Genomic DNA, 19,538 nt, shown 5'->3' on the forward strand with positions numbered 1-19,538 from the left:
ACATTGCCTTTGAATGTTCTATTGTCATTTGCTCAGTTTGAACGAGAAGTCACAGCTGAAAGTATCCGTGACAAAATTGCAGCATCAAAACAAAAGGGCCTATGGATGGGAGGTTCTGTACCCATTGGGTACATTGCAAATGGTCGAACGCTTAAAATCCATGATGAAGAAGCCAAAATGATTGAGCTGATTTATTCACTGTATCACAAGCACCGTAATATCAGAACCATTAAAGAAGAGCTGGATAGAATGAAGATCTATTCCAGAGAAAGATCGCTTAGCAAGAATGCAGATCAAAATAATACTGAGAACACAGGTCAGCCGCCATGTGAGAGCAATAATCAGAAGAACTCAAAATCCATCGGCTCGCAGATGAACTCTGGCAAACATCCATTTAGTCGCGGGCATATCCATTTTATTCTAACCAATCCTATCTATGCAGGGCGCATTCGGCATAAAGACAAGACATTTGAAGGCCAGCATCCTTTTATCATAGATCCCATCCTCTGGGACCAAGTGCAGGCCCAGCTAGAAAGCCATGCCAGAAAGAAACGAGATAGAAAAACCGGTCTTGTTGATGGTTCTAAATTACAAGGCAAGTTGTTTGATGAAAATGGTGAAAGCCTGACACCCAGCCATACTAAGAAAGGCAAACGTCGATATCGCTATTATGTCTCTCATCGTCTGATCGCCAACACAAAATCAGCAAACGGTTCCAATTGGCGACTTCCAGCCAAACGTCTTGAAGATGAGATACTAGCTGCCATCACCAATCATCTGATCCAAAATCAGGCTCGGATTTTGAACGACAATACCTCAGTTGAACACATCAAGAAATTATCGGACCAGACACAAAAGCTCAAAACTACATTGTATAAAAATAAAAATGTTCAAAAGCAGACTACATACACAATTGGTTTTAACTGCATCCACCGCATCGACATAAAACCCGGTAGCGCCGAGATCAATCTCAATGAAACAGAAATAGCAAATGCCTCTTCGATAAGCCCTGAGCTGATCAATGACAACATTCTGACTTTAAGCATACCCTTTCAGATCAAAAAGCGGGGTGTTGAAACCAAAATCGTACTCGGCAACATAGCAAGCAATCATGATGAGATACTTGTTAAAAACATAGCTCAGGCACATTACTTTTTAGATCAGTTACAATCCGGAATGAGCATCCCTGAAATTGCATCCTCATACGGGCGAAAAACAAAAAACGAAACTCACTACAAAGCGTGTCACGATTCTCATTAAACTTGCATGTTTGGCACCTGATATTACCGATATGATCCTGCAAGGCATTCAACCACATGGCCTTACATCGGCAAGGCTTCTGAAAGCACCCCTACCGTTTGTCTGGTCGGACCAGCGTAAGATGGCCGCAAATCTCAGCTAGTTCAAGGTCACTGCCTCTACCTTGATATATCTACCAGAACTATTTCATTCGCATTAAACAAGACACGAAGCATCTCGCACCCGCACATTACCCCCAGCGCCCGATGCAACTCACCCCAAACCAGCGCCTCGAAAATCCCGAACCGAAACTTTATTCATGTAAAAACATACCGCTGAATTCATTATCTAATTCGCGAGTAACAAGCACCTCAGGTGAAAAGGAAAATCGCGGTGGCTGTGTACACAGTCGTAAGCTAACCAGTCTCTTGCCTGTTATTCCTGTTTACCCTGTTTTGGGCCGAACACTCGCAAAACAGGCCAAGGCTCCCTGTAATTGGCAACGTATTCATTTTTATTAAACGTAATCATCCACTTATACCAAGAGTATGTATTTCCGTTAAGTAGGAATTCACTGCCTTTTGGGCGGTTAGATGGGATTTTCCGGGTTTATGCTTGTCGTTAGCTGGGATACGATTGTCGTAACGTGGGATCAAATTGTCATTAAACGGGATTGCATTGTCGATAAACGGGTTTCAATTACTGTTGTGTGAGATTGAGTTGTTGTTTAACGGGAACCTACTGTCATTCAATGACACTCGAGTGCTCTTATCTGATTTTGAAATACTGTTTTTAGGAATGTTGTTGCCTATCACTTTAGATCTGCCCTCGTTCTAAATTGTGCCGCAATATTCGCTCCGAGTTGGCTCCATTAAGCCTATATCGCGTTTGGGTAATTGCAAAAATATTTATCCGACAGGAGTTGATGGCCCCTACGGAATTAAATCAATTGAACTTGGCCCGAACTTTTGTGAATTTTTAAATTCGGATCTGTTAATTCATTGAGATAGCGAAGGTAGTTGAGCCATGGGCGCTGCTCCGCCATCATATGATCCACTTGTTCCACGACAGCCTTAGTCTGAAAACCAGCACAATCAAAGACTACTGCCGTCCTTAAATTAGTGACGGCTTTGGCGCACTAAACTGACTTCTAAATCATAGAAATTTCACAAGCTCCAATCACGCTTTATCTTTTGAAACCACGCGATGGAAAGGTGATTTAACGACCGAAAAATCACTCTATCACTATCAATCTATTGACCACCCACGGCAAAATGATGGTCTCAAGTCGCTCACCAACAAATTGGCGATGGTCTCCAGCATAGACATCAAGCCTATGAGGTATACGCTCCTCGCCAAGACGCTGCGAGAACTCTAATGTTCCGGTCGGGATATGCAAAAACTGATCCCCAAGGCCAACACCAATTGCTAAACCTCGCAAATTGCGAAGTGCATTGCGAGAGTTACGCACTTGACGCGATGGCAATGCATCCAAATAGCGGTCATAGGATGGATCATCCAGATTGACTTCGCCGCGCACGATATCGAATGGAAAATCACCATATAATGGAGGAGCGTTTACGTCTGGGCTGAATGCGGTAACAATGCCCATTGTGGCTACGGGATAAAAATCTCTTTTCTCGATAAGGCTTTGTATATCTTCATGTGACTTGATAGCAGAAGCACGCTTCCATGCATCATTCCCAAAACTAAAATCATCATTAGCAGCCAAACAGCAGGGGCTAATAGCCCAAACCACAGAAAAGATACCGGAATGGTTCATGGCCAAATTCAAAGCGCCATATCCACCCATTGAATGACCAACTAAAGCCCGACTATCTGCACCAGCTAATGTGCGAAAGTTATCATCAACAAACCCAACGAGATCATCTGCAACATAGTCGCCCCAATTTCCGCTTACTGGCGAGTTTCGATAATACCCACCACCATATTTGTTACCACCATTGGGCATAATTACTATTAGTTCTGGAACTTCCCTGGATAAGATTAAGCGGTCCAGAATTGCGGGCACATCGTAGTTCTCAATCCACACACCATAATTGTCAAAAATTCCATGAAGCAAATATAAAACCGGGTAACGTCGATCCGGTTGTTCGTCATATCCTGGCGGAAGATAAACTGCGGCACTTTGAATGTCAGAAGTCTCAAGTAGGTTGCCAGTTAATGCTGGAGCGGGCACCTCGATTTCAATCACCCTCGCCTTCAAATTATCAGCAGTCTGAGCTGCCGATAAGCTACTGACTGTAAATATAATACTGACTTGGAATAAGAAAAAGGTGAGAAACTTCCGCATGTTCAAATCTCCTGCATTGAATATTAGAAGTAAGAACCCAAATTCGTTTTTTCAATACGGCGCCTATATGGTTAGTCATAAATGCATCGCTTCTATAACCTCCTCTCTCATATCCAGAAAATAACTTATGCAAGGAGTTATGAGTTATGAGTTATCGTAACTACGGGGCGTCCGCTCTCGATGTATAAACTGAAATCAAATTGGCTGATAAGGACGGAAGCTCATTGCCAATTACAGACATCAATAGCACTGATTTAACATGCCGCTACAATTATATTGCCCACCTCTTACTTTGCATTCATAGTTGCGGATGATCTCGGCATTTCGATATTCCAAATCTGTCAGTCGGACATCTCCCGATTTCTTATTGTACCAGCCATTTGGATTTTGTTCTGATTTCGACCAACTGTCGAAATGTCTTTGCAAGCACATAGAGCTGACCTTTACGAATGGTCGCCCCTTGCGGGCAAAGATTTCATTTCGGGCTACATAAAGCTCCCAACCCGACAAATTTTCAAGTTGCCGTTCACTAACAACTTCAGCATGGGTATTTGGCAAAACAAACCCGTCTTCAGAAAGTCGCAATTGCGTGGGCGGTATTTGATCAAAATAGGTTATTTTCTGAATGTTATATGTGGTTAAATATATTAAGCTAGCGAAAAGCAATAAGACCAACCCACCCCCAATAAACCAGTATTTTGTGTTTATCATTTGGGTGAGCTTAACTGGTTGCGGTTCAATCGTTCCCTGCCTGTTTTGGGATAAAGATTGATCATTAACCAGATTTTCAATTGTTTGGATTTCCTCATCAGATAATTTCAATGCCTGGGCCACTAATTGAAATTGTTGATCAGAGATATCACGCGGGGTGCTTTTATCATTACGCCAATTATTGATGGTTCGTCGCTGTACATTAACGCGCTGTGTCTGCTGTTGCTGTATTTGCATCGCGCGGCGGGCAAGCTGCTCATCAGACTTAAAACCACGTTCTCGCATTATTGAAGTCAAGTATTCTCCGAAGGAATTATGATTTTTTTGAATAGGCATGAGACGCAGGCGAATATCTAACTGTTTGTTTTCAATAATAAATAAATGGAAATTTCCGGAAAGAAACTTAGATTTCCAATTTATAGACCCTTAAAGTATTTCTCAATGTATTTTTTCTTGTTACCTTCCCATCACTTAATCAATTTATCGTGTGAAAACAGAATATTTAAAGCGGTGGCAAATGAATAGACTTTTGAAAACTTCAATCATAGGCGGTATTGCACTTCTTTCCTCTGCGGGATTTGCGACATCTCAGCAAATCGAACAAGCAAACGAGGTTATGTTTATTCTAGATGGCTCAAATTCCATGTGGGGTCAGATCAAGGGGACCGCAAAAATATCCATTGCAAAAGATGTAATGACAGATCTGATCACTAATCTGGATCCAGACATCAATATGGGTTTGATGGCCTATGGCCACCGCCGAAAAAACGATTGTAAAGATATCGAAGTTTTAGCTTTGCCGGGTCCTGTTAACCGACAGCAAATGATTGAACATGTTCAAAACATCACGCCGCGCGGTAAAACACCTCTAACACAGGCGTTATTCTTGGGCGCCTTTAGTGTTGAATACTTTTCCGGAAAATCGTCCGTTGTCTTAGTAAGCGATGGGTTAGAGACATGTAACGCAGATCCGTGTGCGCAAGCTCGCTCCTTGGAAACTGTCAATCCGGGTTTCGATGTTCACGTGATTGGTTTTGATGTGACGAAAGAAGAATCTGCGAGCTTGCAGTGCATCGCCGATGAGACCGGTGGAAAATTCTTCCGCGCAAATAATGCAAATGAGCTGAAAGATGCTTTGGCGCAGACACTGGCCGCTGTTCAAAGTGAAGCGGTTGAAGCGGCACCCGCTAAACCTTTAGAAACCAGCTATCTTTATGCTAAACTTTGCGAAACGTGCGAACGACTGGACCCGCTTGAAGTTCGCTGGAATGTGAGCAAGAACGGCCAACAACATTACCAAGGTATTGGCGCAGCATCATCGAGCAAGGCCATTTTTGAGCAAGGTAAATATCAAGTTGGCGCGCGTTTGGGTACGTCTGTAGCAACCGCTAGTGGCGAAATTGAATTTGGTGCCGATGGCGAACAAATTGGCGAGCTAAATCTCAACGCAGGTAGTGCTAATATAACAGCTTTTGCAACTGATGATAAAGTTACCCCGCAGGAGGTATTTTTCAGGTTCTTCCCAATTGTCGATAGCAAAGTGCAAGACCAACTTACCGAAGCCAGTGGGAATGACAGAATCACCTGGCTACCCGCTGGAATGTATAAAATCACCGCTCAAATTAATAAGATTGAAGCATCTGCTGAAATTGAAATTGTCGCCGGACAAGAAACCCCTTTTGAGTTTGATCTTCGGGTTGGTTATATCCGCCCAGATGTGGTGCTGTTTGAAGGCGGAGAAATTAACCGCGGAATGTACTACCGCTTGTTGGATGCTGAAACTGGCAATGAATTGGCTGGAGTAACCGGTAGGGGCGATGAACCGATACCCGCAAAACCAGGTAAGTATGATTTGCGTGTACAATATTCTTCACCAAACTTCATAGGTAGTGCGAACATCAAGTTTCCAGTTGAAATCAAAGCTGGTGAAACGATCAGTGGGCCATATGTCATGAATGTCGGACGATTTGAATACAACATGTCGTCTGCATCAGGGGCGTCCATCGGCGGTGTCTGGTTGGACCGTATCAGTGAAGACGGAAAAAGCACCAGAGAAATTGGTTTTTCACGAAATGCCAAATATCCAGGTGTTGCACCCGAAGGCACATATAAATTTCGGGTTCGTGTCGGAGATAAATTTCTTACAACTGGGCCAATTGAGATCGTCGCCGGTGAAGTTCGCGAACTAAACATTGAATTCCCGTGATGGTGAATAATAGGAGAATTGACATGAAAACATTTTTGAAAACTATTCTTGTATCATCATTGTTGATCGCATCGTTGAATGTGCTGCAGGCGCAACAACTTGATGTTGAGGTCATGGAGCGCGCCGACGATGGTCTGGACACCTGCGCTTATGGTCAGGTTGCTGGCCTTAGGGCAGATGGTGATGGTTTCCTATTCGTACGTCGAGGGCCAGGAACAACATATGATTCATTCGACGAGCTTAAAAACAATGATAAAGTTTGGCTCTTTGAAGAGAAAGATGGCTGGTACGGCATCGTGTATGGCGTAGACGACCAAAACTGCAGTCCGGTTGAGAAAGATCGTCCGGTCGATACCATAGGCAAAAAAGGCTGGGTCTATGGCAAATGGATTGAAGTTCTAGCAGGATAGATTATGAAAAGTGTGAAATATCTATATTATGCTGCAATCGCCCTATCTTTACTCATTCCTCAGCACGCCGCCCATGCGCTGGATTTACCCGGGCTAACTTGGTCTGATCGTGTTTCAAAAGAAACGGCAGATGGTGATATTGAGGAGGTTGCTCCCTATGTCGAATTAGGAATAATCCGCCTCAGTCGCTTTTCGCAAATGCAATCCCTAACATTGCAAGATACTTTGACAATTGGCGATGGTGATGATGTTGAGACGTTATTTGTTTTCCGCGCATGGCAAGGCGGTGCAAGTCAGGGCGAGCAATTAATGTTGGTCACTGCATCTGCTAGCGGCGTCGATGTAATTGGGCCTTACGAGCAGGACTTTGAGAAACTTGTAGTTATCCAACCTACAGGTGATTTTGGACCGATCTTTGAGCTCGTAGGCGCAGACAAAGAAAAACCTTTGGCTCGACTTGAGTATTTTGACGGGCAACTAATCAAACTGGTTGATAGATAGAAAGTAGAGACATGTTCCCGAAAATTAGAATTTCATTTATATACATCATGTTCCTAAAACTACTAGCAGTTGGCTCACTTATGTTGCCAAATCTGGCTTGGGCACAAGCGCCTAATCCAACAATTTTTGATGTGCAGTTGGATAAGATTGAGCAATTGCTGCCAGTTGCATCCAGCCTTTCTAAGAACTGCGAAGGTCATGAATGTGGACCGCCAGTTTGTGAAGGGCAGTTAGATGTTTTTCGTGATCTGACAAATTTAGCACCAATTTTGGAGCAATATGTTCAAACACTGAACGCAGAAGATGCAATATTAACTCGTGGTATAGATGATGCGATCGCAGCGAGTGATCTCAGTGCCGCAGCACTAGAGGGAGCTCGAATGGCTGCAATGTTGACCCATACATCCGATCAAGCACTTGGCGCGGTTATTGAGCTGAACGGCATAGTCAATACAATAGCTACAAAATCAAACGACCCTCTTTCAGTTTGGGAGTTTGCCAAAGATATCAATTCCGTCGCTAATCGGCTTTACGATAGCATCAACCAAACCGGAAATTATATTGAAAGCATCAATTATGACCCCACGCTACAATCAGGACAGGGGACCGGTGTTAATCTCAAAGCTATTGAAGATATATATATCGATATCTGGAGTGTAGGCTTAAATGCTGCCAGCGATTTATTGCCAGAAAGTGTTTCAAAGAAAACAACTGGTACAAAGAAATTTGTGAAACAGAATACCAGTAATTTTGCAGATGTTATCAGTATATCGCAAGAAATAATAGATCATGCACAGACCATAAAAGATGCTGGCGGAAAGATCGACACGCTAGAAGAGTATTACAGACGCTACACAAAAGATGCATCTGCACAAACACGCAAAATTCTGGACAAAAGTTTTAAAAAGGAACTACAGAAACAAAAGAAGGTTATATCTGGTTCAGCGAAGAGCACCAAACATCAGACCGCTCTGGTCCTTACACAGATTGCGGCAAGAGCAGTACAAACATACTATTCAACTGAAAAATTGAACGCTTTTCGGGATCGAATTGCTCAGCTTCGTAGCCAGGCGTTGAAATCTGGTGATCGGTATTTGAAAACCATCGAAGAGCGCGATCAGGTGCGTGATAGAAGCCGCAAAGCTGCAAGTTTGTTGGAGCGGGTCAGAGCTGTAACCAATCAGTTGCGAGAATGTGCATTCAACAATTGTGCACATGAAGTCAATTCAATTGATATTGTAATTTTATCACCGATGTTAAAGCGCGAAGACGGGAATTTGCAATACGCCGCGGCACAGGCAACGATAGCGCCCATTCTTACAGCTATCACTCAATCTCTTTCTGAAAATCTCGCTAATCAAGGCGGATCAAATCCAAACTATCCCAGCGGAACTAAAGTTTTACCACTTAATTTCTTCGAATCCAAATATGAAGCAAATTGTCCAGAGTGTGAGAGATATCAACATGACTATGTTACTGCATCACGCGAGCGTAAATATATTCTTTGGCAATTAGATCAGCTAGATGACGGTCGTCAACTAAGATCACTAAATGCAAAACGGGATATTGCTCTTCATGACGCCAAGGAATTGCAGGATGAATATAACAGAAAAACCGATGGTAGTTACACTCGACGTTTAATTAACTTGACTGATGATGCGATGCAGGAACTCTCTGATATCGGCTCACAGATACGAAGAAAGACGAGCGACGCAAAAGCAATTTCGCAGCAAGTAAAAGTCATTAATAAGAATCGTGAACAAACACTGGTGCTTCGGCAACGGACGAGTGAACTGCGCACAAAAGAAGCTTTAGCTATCAAAAAATTGGAGATATGCAATGCGGAACTCTGTACGAAAGGCAAGAGCTTATCGGATTTGAAAATATCGTATCCAAGTTTTGCAAATGACGAAGATAAATGTGACAAGCCAAATGTGCTGGTGGTAGATGTTTTAGATGCAGCAAGCTTTGGCTGCGGACCACTCATGAACACATCTCCGGGTAATGTAATCAATGGCTTTGGGATCCCTGAGGATTCTGTTTATCTCAATCATAAAACTGGCAACATTATTCCACCATTTGGTCCAGAGGATAAAGTGGGGCTTTGCATTGCTGTTGATTTCAATAGTGCCAAGCCTTCTGCGGAAATGTTGCGAGATGAGCAAGGTCGCCTCATCGCGGTAGCACTGAAAGATATCAATGAGGGTGGGTCCAGATTTTCAAATGGTTTTCGTTCTAAAACCGGAGATGCTGTGGCAGACACTGTATCAAAGTTGAAAGGAGTTCGTGATGGTTCTGATATTAACGAGGGCTTTCAGGACCCGAGCTTCCAATTGCCCGCGATACCAAGTTTTGGTGGTGGCCCTCAATTTGTCGGCCCAAACTCAGGTGGCGATAATATTGGCGGAGAACCTAGGTTTATCGGACCAAACTAGGGTGACAGTGACGATGGAAAAGGGTTAGTCTCATTAGGTAAGGTGGAATAACAGCTCGTTCTCACTGAGAGCAGATACGATCTCATCTTGTAATTTGTCTCAAGTTGTAAAGTTGAGTTTAGGAACCTAGAAAATGTCCGAAATGGGCCATTTTCCACATTGTTTTATTGATTTGCTTTTTCAGCTTCTGACAATGAAGCAGAAGTTTTACTTAACTTTTTGAACTCGGAAGGCCTTATCACACGAGTTAGTAAATCAAACTAAAAGGTTTTCAACAGAGATGTTTTCCTCGTTCTGATAGACCCTCAAAACAGGGCCATTTTCAAAGTATTTTCAAAGGACTTCAAAGGGGGTAAAACACCGTTTGAATCTTGAAGGTATAGGATCCTTTAAGATGAGATTTTACTTTAAATCCATTTGAGGCCTGTTCTAGGACAAACGCCTTTTCCGGCGTTGTTTGAGGCGTATTTTATCAACGACCACTGACTTTACGCTCGTCAATCGTATCCAAGGAAACAGAACGATGCCCTCCCCAGACCTACATGTTAAATACCGCCCCATTGCAGATATCTCCCCTTATCAGAACAATGCCCGAACCCATTCAAAACGGCAAATCAAACAGATCGCCAATAGTATCGAACGATTTGGATTTACCAACCCAGTTCTAATTGCAGATGATGGTGACATTATCGCAGGACATGGGCGCGTTCGAGCAGCAGAGCTTTTGGGTATGACTGACGTACCTACTCTAAAGCTCTCTCATTTGGATGAAGCAGAACGAAAAGCCTATATTCTGGCTGACAACAAACTGGCTCTTAATGCGGGTTGGGATGATGAGATCTTGGCGATTGAACTGCAGGGCCTAATTGATCTCGATTTTGACCTAAGCGTTACTGGCTTTGAGTTAGCTGAAATTGATCTGGCTTTGAGTTTTACTGAGGATGGTATTGAGGAAGATCAAGCAGATGTTGTTCATGAGATGCCAGATCACGCTCCTATCACACAAATGGGTGACCTTTGGGTGTTGGGCAATCACCGACTTTTATGTGGTGATGCTCAAAAAGAAACAGATGTTGATCGCCTTGTTGGTTCCCGTAGAGTTGATATGGTTTTTACCGACCCGCCATACAATGTTGAGATCGATGGCAACGTATGTGGCAAGGGTAGCATTAAACACAAGGAGTTCGCCTTTGCATCTGGTGAGATGTCAGCTGATGAGTTTACGCGGTTTCTAACTAAGACGCTTTCCAATGCTGCATTGGTTTGTAAGGGTGGAGCGGTTGCATTCATTTGTATGGATTGGCGTCATATGCGTGAGCTGATGGATGCAGGTAGTGTCGCCTTTGATGAACTTAAGAACCTTTGCGTTTGGAATAAAACCAATGGCGGGATGGGTAGTTTCTATCGATCCAAACATGAGCTAATCTTTGTTTATAAGAAAGGGTCTGCACCCCATACCAATTCCTTTGGTCTTGGTGATACTGGGCGTTATCGCACTAATGTATGGGATTACGCTGGTATTAGTTCTATGAGTTCCACACGAAGCAATGAGTTAGAAATGCATCCCACGGTTAAACCTGTGGCGATGATAGAAGATGCAATTAGAGACTGCTCCCGCCGAAGAGAGATCATTTTGGATATATTTGGTGGGTCAGGTTCAACGCTTATTGCTGCTGAGCGAACTGGTAGGTCTGCACGACTGTTGGAATATGAATCATCATACTGTGACACGATCATCAAGCGCTGGCAGCAGTTCACGGGGCAGAAAGCTATCCTGAAAAAAGATGGTCGTGAGTTCAATGATATCGAGGCAGAAACGCAGCATAATGACCGTCCATTGATACAGAAAAGTCATGGATTGAAGATGGATGAATTTGCAAACGTTGGAAGTGAGCGATGACCGATAAATCAAAACCAACGGGAAATCAGTCTGGATTGGATAGTTCATCCTCAGGTGTTTTGAATGGCACAAAAGTTGATGCACTCAAACGAGAGGTGATGTCAGGCCAGCGAGCTGAATTGCCACAGCAACAACGCGACACGCGTTTTAAAAAGGGGCAATCGGGCAATCCAAAAGGCAGACCCAAGACGAAAATCAAACAACGCAGCATGTATGCTGGTGAACTATCGATTGATATCCATATTATGGAGTTTGCCAATCGCGTCCTTTCTCTAAACTCTGGCGGTAAAACGCGGACGATGACTGGTCAGGAGGCATTGCTTGAAGCGCAGGCAAAATTGGCATTGGGTGGTAACTCCCATGCTTTAAAAGATCGACTTGATCGATCTGAACGCACAGAAGAAAAGTTACTGATATTACAGGCTGAGACAGCCGATAGCTGGAGAGCATATAAGGCGCATCATTCTACTCAATTCCAACACATGCGTGATCAGGATGAAGCCTTTGATGAAAACCATCAATTATCTCATCCAGACGATGTACACATCAGCTGGGATAACATTATTACATTCAAAGGCCCAATGGATAAAGATCAGCTGGAAAGATGTTTTGAGACCGTCAAGTTGAGGAATACTCTGATCCTTCGGTCTGAACTTAATACGCGCGATAACAAAGAACAAACTAAACACGGGGTTACCGGTGCTGATGTACTGGCTCATCTGATGGATAAAGCTTTACCTGAGCGCATGAAACTGACGGAACATGAATGGTTTGATGCCATGCTAGACGCTGAAAGCATGACTAAGCGTCAACTCCTCAAGAAACTTCGCGCGAGCTGGGATAAAATACTAAGAGGGAAAGCCGGCTACAAACCAGGTTCTATGCGCAGAGGATTTCATTTCCATGGAGTAGAAGCTATCAAACTGCTTTATACAGACCTTCTAGAATATTGTCGTAACCTGCCACGTTCAGAAGAACCACCGAGCCAAGATGAGATAGATGACCTCAGTGATATCATCACATCGGCCAAAGCTGCATTTGCAGAGGTGAATGCGTAAGTCACCAAGTAGCCTGTAAGATTATTATTAGTCGAAACGGAAACCAGTATCTCGGCAATGCACGAGCAATTCGTCATATGGACGCATTACTGACGCAATTGCACGCAAACTAGCGGATAAGTTCATGACGCTTTGACTGCCTTTTGAGAAGACTTCGAAAGCCCTTTGAACGCTATTGAAAAGGTTCACGATTAATGGCTGAGTACCTGACAATGGGCACCTAGCCATTCAGCGACAACAGGAGGCCGTATTATGACGAGCATATCACCTTGGTTCCGCGGATATCGACGTGCTCTTCGTGATGTTCAGCATGGCATAGATCAGTATGTACATTCGAGTACAGACACCAAAAAACACATCTATTTTATGGTTGCGGATGAGATCACAATGTCACTACGGGATTTAAAGCATAAAGACAGTATTTTGCGCCAACTTGTACATCAAAGGGAAGTTCATTTTAGGCAAGAGGCATTAACCAACATCCGCTCTTCAGATACCTCCGTACCAGTAGAAATTCCCCAACAAGTATTATTCTATGATGGTTATCGATCCGGATTTGCAGATGCAATCACAACCGCGGAAGATTACAAGTTGCGCATGAATGATCCGGCTGCTCGCACAGCAATATCATCGTTAGTTAAAAGGTTGAAGTTGGCCTGGAAGCAGAAGTATCAAACATCAATTAAAACGAATGAAATTGGCTCAGAGCGGACATTCAGTTATGTAAGTATAACTCTCGCCAAATAGGTATCATGGACCTGTCAGAACTAGTTGATCGATATTGTTTCTTGTCGAGGTAAGCCACTTTCACAAGGGATTATATCAATTACGAGTGTTGTGCCTGATAGCGATTTGATCACAGGAATACATCCGCTTCCTGGCTGCATTGACCATATGGTTTCTGCTCCTTGTTCTAGTAGCTTCAGCCTGTAAATTGTACCTGTACCATAAACCATGTCTGTGGCAACCAACACCGTATTTAGGTCATTACTCCAAAATACGCTGCTTGCGGATGCGGCCCAATCTCCACCTTGCCATGTTCGTTGCGTGAGAGAATATTTACCTTGAATGGGTGCGTTTATTCCGACAAGTGTGAAGGCGATATTTGTCCCTAAAGCGTCATCACAATAAACGTCCACCGCAAAATTGCCGTTGGGTTGCATGTGGCGACCTTGCGGGCAGTTGTGAGCCTCACTCAAGTCAACCAAAGTCCCAGCCGCCGCATTGGCAATATCCAAATGCAAACTTGATAAGAGAAGAGAGCAACCAATTATTACAGCCAATATAGTAGCAGTTTTCCTCATAGTCATATCTCTCTTCTTTAATAAAAGTGATCTAATTATAGACCGATAATTGCCCATTTCCCATCGAATTTACCCCAGAAGGTAGCGGTTTTCCATGATAGAACACCACCATTCATCTCAAATTGAACTTGTAACGGCGAATTGAAATCAGAATCGGTGACTTGATAAACGCGGCCACCCATAATTGGTCGGACTACGAGCTTCTCTGCAATAAAGTACTCCTCAGCAGCCAACATCTCACGCATGTGCTCCTTAACTCGATCAAGTGGAACACCGTGTCTGGCAAATTCGCGAAGTGCAGGCTCATGAGCTGTCATGGCTGTTTCGATATCTCCAGTTTTCACAGCGGTTTGAAAAGCGATTACAGCTTCTAACAATCCATTGTCACCTTCAACTGCGGCACGGGTATACTCTGCACTAACATTTGAATTGTTCATATACTGAAGTTCTTTCGCGCCGGAATTGTTAAAGGTTATTTCCCCCACCGATTTAGTCTCAAACTCTCCGTGACATCCTTCTTCTAGTGAAAATGTGGACGGGGGTTCTAAAGAATTTCCGTGGTATTTGATGGTAACTCTGTTCTCTCCTTCAACAATCCAATCTCGGAGTGGAAATTGCCCAATATCTCCCGCACTTCCATGATGAACAATTGCCCCGTTGTGTAACATTGCGAAGCTACCGTCCATCACTTCATATTTAACGATATGAATAATATCACATGCGCTTGCCGCGGTTGTCAGAATTGAGATGGATGCGCCCAGCAACGCAAGTTTACAACTTTTCATAATATCACCTTTCCTAGATATTTTTTGGGTCCAAAAAGGAACTTTCAGGAAAAGTTATCGAGTGGATATGTCAGATAGATATTGATATTGGTGTCATTGGTAATAATTGTATCGGTGTGCTCCATCTCTCTGATAAGGTGGATACAAATGATACAAAAGGTAAATTCTGAACCATCAGATTGATACAAAGCTCCCCTAATCTAGATATATGAAAACACTTGGATTAAAGAGTAAATGTATCTGCTGCTTCGCATTCTTGCTAACAGGCTGTGATAATCCAAAACCATCATACCATTATGAGGCTGTTCTTTTTGATCGTCCTGACTTCGCAATAACTGCAAATTTTCGACCAACTACAGATGAATACCTTCGATCGAAAACTAATGCGAGGGATAGCATTCAAAAGCAAAACCCCGGTTCTGCGCAGATCATTGAATTTGAGATATGGTTAAACAGTGATGTGATGAATAAGCCTGATAAAATCAGAATTTACCAAGTTGAAATAACTGACTTGGATAAAATCTGGAGTGGCAAACCAATTGCAGAAAAAGGTGTAAATGAAGTTACCTCGTCTCTAGTTGATCCTGTGCGATCAATTGCAAAATATGCAAATCAGATAATGTATCTACCGACCTCTATCAGGGAAGATATTTTGATCTCGATAAATGTCGATCTTATCCTTAATGGCGATGTTGATACATATACTATACAGCGAAGAACCGGGCTTTGGCCCACAAAGGGGTTAGCGCATACTTGGCGCCGTTTTGCCAGAATTTTTGGCATTAGATAAAATGTCCAATGATCTAAAGTCAGCTTTTCAATTCTCGGAAGAGGAGTATCTTCTAAATGAGAGCGGCTGTTTATCGCCAAACCAGAAAATGCGCCTGAACTCCCATCTGAAAATAAGTCGCCGAGGAGGAAATTTATTTCTGTTTATTATGGGTGCTTTATGCTTGGCATCATTTGGTTTTTCCTTGTTTGCAAATGTTCAAGGAATCGAACAAGCTCGCCCGTTCCTTCTGACCTTTTCATCATGCGTTCTGGCGATTTTTGGGGGCGTTTATTTACATATATATTTTCAACGTCGTCACCTCAAAAGGCCAACGGTCACTTGTTTTGAAGGCAAGTTGAAAACCTGGTCAAAAGATATCAAAAACAGGTATAGAGCAACATTAGGCACGGCATACTATTTTCGTTTCCGATGGCGCATTTATCAATTCGAAACTAAAGAACAATTTAAGTCAATCAAATCAGGTAAAACGTATCGTTTCCATGTTATCAGGAATGGTCGTGTCCCAATTATTTTGTCTGCAAAAGCTATCTGAATTTCCAGGTGTCGCATTGGATATGCAGATACAATTGACACCTGAAACAGCACATTTTTGGTACATTAATCGAGTACCCTTGAAAATAGGAAAGCCTATTGCTTTCAACATGCAGAAAGGGAAACTCAATGGATATAAGAAAAATTACTATGACCACCGTGGCAGCGATTACGATTGCTGCAAGTGCAACAGCAACAATGATAGCGCCAACCATGGCAAACGCACTTACGATCAAGACAGATGCTGAGCAATATTCCAACATGATGGAATCTCATCTGACGATCCAAGCCCAGCATCAAATCGAAAATGTAGCAAGTAATAATGCGCAGCAACCAAAAAAGATTAGCAACAAAGTTATCCATGCATGGACGGCTGGTTGTTATGCCCAGTACGGCCCCAATGCAGAGAAACCGAACAATGAGCTTTTGGAAAAATGCCTCGATTCGTAACTTTGTATTAGAGCGTAGAAAATAAAACCGAGATTGCCTTGAATTTGCAACCTCGGTTTTTTTGTAGATTTAATAGGAAAAATTTGGAAGGTCATGTAAGGACCTTATTATTAGGATCTACAGAAACATCGCCAACTAGAATTTTAGGCTCGCTCGTAGTTGAAAAGCACTTGCACTCATATGCGCGGAGAAGCGTCCCTGGTATTTTAGGCTCACATTATGCCCCCTTTCGGTAAAGATGGATGCACCTAGATCTATTTCTCCAATCGCGCGATCAGAATGTGTCTGTGCTGTAAACGAGTTGACGCCCACAGGGTCGGCAACAAAGCTGCCTGAAAAATCTTGGTTACTATCGGAAAAAGCTGAAAATCCCAGGTCCGCAAATGCGCGAACGCGCGTACCATTTTCCAAAATATAATTGCGGCTAATCTCTAAGGAAGGGGAAATTCCCCAAATCGTACCTTTGCTTCCAACTACATTTAGGTTGGCGGCACCACCGCCCGTTTCAGACACGTCATCTCTTCCAAGGTGGGTAGCCGACAAGTCCATAATTGGTTTGAATGACCAGCCATCTTTCTCGGTCAGATATGCGGCTCGGAATTGGCTAGTTACGAAGCTAGTATTTGGTTTGGAATGTGCGGCAAGATCTAAACCTCCAAAGGATATGTTTCTGGTGAGGTTATTTTGACTGATGCCAGCAGATATGCCGGCAGCAAAAAGCCACGCGTCGCGCTGATGCTTTAGTATAGCTCCTCCTTGGTATCGCTTATACTCAGCAAATGCATTGGCTTGAGTATTCAATGAACCACTCTCATAACCAAGGGCGACCCCCAAATGCCAGTTATCCGTAAATGAATATTGTACTCCGGCACTCAGGCCGCCCGTATTCTCGCTGTAACCTATATTATTTATTGATTGATCGCGATTTATAAATCGACCATGAGGTTGCATCCATATACATTGACCTTCTGAAATGGCCATAAATGCACCTGTCGCCTGCAGACAACTTAGAAGATTACTGGTAAAACTAAGTGAAGATTGTAACGAAACTTGTTCAAGATTTAAGAAGCTTTCTCCACCGAGTTGATCAAGTGCATCTGCGATACTTGCGGCATCAGGCAATTCAGTAAGCCCACTTAATACGGGCGTTAAACCACCACCGCCAATCGCCAATGCTTCGTTCAAATGGTTTGCTAGTTTGGTTTGGTTTGGATTAAGGCCTTCGATGGCAAAATCCACGCTCGCTGAAACAACCACATCATTTATGTTTGGGTATTGCAGCTGAAAGTTTGTGACAGGGCCATTTACAACAGTAAATCCGTTGTTGGTAACGCCTCCAGTAGCACTCAAAATGGTGAAGTCCTGTTGTTGTGCAACAGGATTGATTAACGTCGGTCGTAGTACACCATCCAAAGCGGCAGAACCATTTACAGACAACAGATCATTTGTTGCTGAGGCAGCATCTAAGTCAATGTTCAGTTGACCGATTGCAGATTGAGTAAAATTACCTTTCACATTAGTTGTTGTGATTGTCCCGCTACCACCGGGGGATATTAATCCATCATTTGCTAACGTGTTTCCAATTCCAATATTTGCATTAAACCCTGATTCAAATATACCGTTTGAAAGATTGTTAAATGCATTTGTTCCTCCACCTAGTTCGACGTTACCAACAATTGTTCCCTGATTACTGATAATATCATTTCCATCCCCCGCATTGATTGCGCTATCAATTAGGCTTGTAATATTTGTCCCTGTAGATAAATTGATAGTATTGGTGAGACCAATTGAGGATTCTATATCTATGGCATCGCTCAAGTTAGCGATTGCGCCCCCAAGAACCGACCCTCCGAGGACATTAATCGTGCTATTTCCCTGACCGAAATTGCTAATCGAAATTCCATCTTCATTTCCGATGATAGAGCCATTGGTATTAATTTCAATTTTATCGGCGTTGCCAGATGAGGCGGCTGAGATTCCGCTATTACCTTGGCCAATCACATTATTGGAGTTAATTATCAACACGCCTGAACCATTATTGAAGGCTTCTATGCCTGATTGCAAGCCCTCAACGTCTCCGGTTGTATCGATAAAAATGGAAGTTCCGGATACTGAGTTTTCGGCCTGAATACCGTGTACTCCACCTGATGCATTTTGAGTTGAAATTCGAATTTCGCCAACACCGGTACTTTCCGCTGAAATTCCGACTTTTCCGCCAATGGCGTCACCGATATTCGTTATGACAATATCTCCATTACTTGAATTTGTTGCAATCCCATTTTCGATGAAACCACCAACAATGCCAATTCCATCAATCAGTATGTTTCCCTTAGAGCCAACAATAATACCGGATTTAGTTCCGATTATTGTTCCACTGCCATTTCCCTGAACCGTAAAATCTGCGCCATTTGCGAGTATCTCACCGCGGATACCTTCGCCCGAGTTGCTTTTGATAGATATATCGTCGTCAATATTGATTATGGTTTCACCAGAATCCGCAAAAACATTTATTCCTTCGCCTGAAGTGCCATAAATGTCCGCGTTTACATCGATGCGAAAGTTACCAACACCTGTCGCTTTCGCATCAATGCCCCAATTTCCAATCACCTTGTTTGATATTGTAATCGTTGTATCGCCATCGACGGCGCTGGTTTTAACACCAGGATTATTTGCTACAATCGGCGCAAGATTGACATCCAAAACGATATCGTCAGTACCAGTGCCAGATACATCTACACCAGTCACATCATTTGCATTAATTGTGCCTTGGGTGATTGTTGCCGCAGGTTCTGCCATAGCAAATATGGCTGGCATAACTGCGGCTACCGATACCATCGCAAGCAAAGCTGTTTTGAACAATCTGGAACGATGTGAATTTATCTTTTGATTTTTCATATTGAC

General features: G+C 43.1%; 16 protein-coding genes. 11 read left to right on the forward strand and 5 right to left on the reverse strand.

What is annotated here, in order from left to right; translation table 11 throughout:
- Positions 1-21 precede the first annotated feature (21 nt).
- Positions 22-1,260 carry a recombinase family protein gene (locus G3W54_RS04325; RefSeq protein WP_162651897.1) on the forward strand — a complete coding sequence of 413 codons (1,239 nt, stop codon included), beginning with the start codon at positions 22-24 and terminating at the stop codon, positions 1,258-1,260.
- A 1,213-nt stretch (positions 1,261-2,473) separates the two neighbouring features.
- Here G3W54_RS04325 and G3W54_RS04330 read toward each other — a convergent pair.
- Positions 2,474-3,553, reverse strand: a complete 1,080-nt coding sequence (locus tag G3W54_RS04330; RefSeq protein ID WP_162651898.1) for an alpha/beta fold hydrolase — start codon at positions 3,551-3,553, stop codon at positions 2,474-2,476.
- Between the two features lie 240 nt (positions 3,554-3,793).
- Positions 3,794-4,561, reverse strand: coding sequence for a YARHG domain-containing protein (locus tag G3W54_RS04335; RefSeq protein ID WP_162651899.1), 768 nt, complete (start codon positions 4,559-4,561; stop codon positions 3,794-3,796).
- Between the two features lie 220 nt (positions 4,562-4,781).
- Between G3W54_RS04335 and G3W54_RS04340 the strand changes: the two genes are divergently transcribed.
- The 7 genes from G3W54_RS04340 to G3W54_RS04370 all read left to right on the forward strand — a co-directional run bounded on the left by G3W54_RS04340 (position 4,782) and on the right by G3W54_RS04370 (position 13,521).
- Positions 4,782-6,470, forward strand: a complete 1,689-nt coding sequence (locus G3W54_RS04340) for a VWA domain-containing protein (protein ID WP_162651900.1) — start codon at positions 4,782-4,784, stop codon at positions 6,468-6,470.
- Positions 6,471-6,493: 23 nt separating this feature from the next.
- Positions 6,494-6,880 (forward strand): SH3 domain-containing protein, encoded by a 387-nt coding sequence (locus tag G3W54_RS04345; protein WP_162651901.1) that lies wholly within the window; start codon positions 6,494-6,496, stop codon positions 6,878-6,880.
- A gap of 3 nt (positions 6,881-6,883) precedes the next feature.
- Complete coding sequence (locus G3W54_RS04350) at positions 6,884-7,381, forward strand: hypothetical protein (protein WP_162651902.1); 498 nt, start codon at positions 6,884-6,886, stop codon at positions 7,379-7,381.
- Positions 7,382-7,392: 11 nt separating this feature from the next.
- Positions 7,393-9,816, forward strand: a complete 2,424-nt coding sequence (locus tag G3W54_RS04355) for a hypothetical protein (RefSeq protein ID WP_162651903.1) — start codon at positions 7,393-7,395, stop codon at positions 9,814-9,816.
- Between the two features lie 523 nt (positions 9,817-10,339).
- Positions 10,340-11,716: a DNA methyltransferase gene (locus G3W54_RS04360; protein WP_162651904.1), complete on the forward strand. Its 1,377-nt coding sequence runs from the start codon at positions 10,340-10,342 to the stop codon at positions 11,714-11,716.
- Complete coding sequence (locus tag G3W54_RS04365) at positions 11,713-12,774, forward strand: DUF5681 domain-containing protein (protein ID WP_162651905.1); 1,062 nt, start codon at positions 11,713-11,715, stop codon at positions 12,772-12,774. The genes G3W54_RS04360 and G3W54_RS04365 overlap by 4 nt, the downstream gene beginning before the upstream one ends.
- A gap of 252 nt (positions 12,775-13,026) precedes the next feature.
- Positions 13,027-13,521, forward strand: coding sequence for a hypothetical protein (locus tag G3W54_RS04370; RefSeq protein ID WP_162651906.1), 495 nt, complete (start codon positions 13,027-13,029; stop codon positions 13,519-13,521).
- A gap of 20 nt (positions 13,522-13,541) precedes the next feature.
- On the opposite strand, the gene G3W54_RS04375 is transcribed toward G3W54_RS04370, so the two are convergent.
- Together G3W54_RS04375 and G3W54_RS04380 are read right to left on the reverse strand one after the other, a co-directional pair.
- Entirely contained in the window at positions 13,542-14,078 is a 537-nt protein-coding gene (locus tag G3W54_RS04375) for a hypothetical protein (protein WP_162651907.1), read from the reverse strand.
- Positions 14,079-14,113: 35 nt separating this feature from the next.
- Positions 14,114-14,863, reverse strand: a complete 750-nt coding sequence (locus tag G3W54_RS04380; RefSeq protein ID WP_162651908.1) for a hypothetical protein — start codon at positions 14,861-14,863, stop codon at positions 14,114-14,116.
- Between the two features lie 208 nt (positions 14,864-15,071).
- Between G3W54_RS04380 and G3W54_RS04385 the strand changes: the two genes are divergently transcribed.
- The 3 genes from G3W54_RS04385 to G3W54_RS04395 all read left to right on the forward strand — a co-directional run bounded on the left by G3W54_RS04385 (position 15,072) and on the right by G3W54_RS04395 (position 16,637).
- Positions 15,072-15,653: a hypothetical protein gene (locus G3W54_RS04385; protein WP_162651909.1), complete on the forward strand. Its 582-nt coding sequence runs from the start codon at positions 15,072-15,074 to the stop codon at positions 15,651-15,653.
- Positions 15,628-16,188: a hypothetical protein gene (locus G3W54_RS04390; RefSeq protein ID WP_162651910.1), complete on the forward strand. Its 561-nt coding sequence runs from the start codon at positions 15,628-15,630 to the stop codon at positions 16,186-16,188. The genes G3W54_RS04385 and G3W54_RS04390 overlap by 26 nt, the downstream gene beginning before the upstream one ends.
- A gap of 128 nt (positions 16,189-16,316) precedes the next feature.
- A complete protein-coding gene (locus G3W54_RS04395; protein WP_162651911.1) occupies positions 16,317-16,637 on the forward strand; it encodes a hypothetical protein in 321 nt (106 codons plus the stop codon).
- A gap of 135 nt (positions 16,638-16,772) precedes the next feature.
- Here G3W54_RS04395 and G3W54_RS04400 read toward each other — a convergent pair whose 3' ends face one another.
- A complete protein-coding gene (locus G3W54_RS04400; protein WP_162651912.1) occupies positions 16,773-19,532 on the reverse strand; it encodes an autotransporter outer membrane beta-barrel domain-containing protein in 2,760 nt (919 codons plus the stop codon).
- Positions 19,533-19,538: the final 6 nt, after the last annotated feature.

It is taken from the genome of Lentilitoribacter sp. Alg239-R112 (genome assembly GCF_900537175.1).
Lineage (GTDB): Bacteria > Pseudomonadota > Alphaproteobacteria > Rhizobiales > Rhizobiaceae > Lentilitoribacter.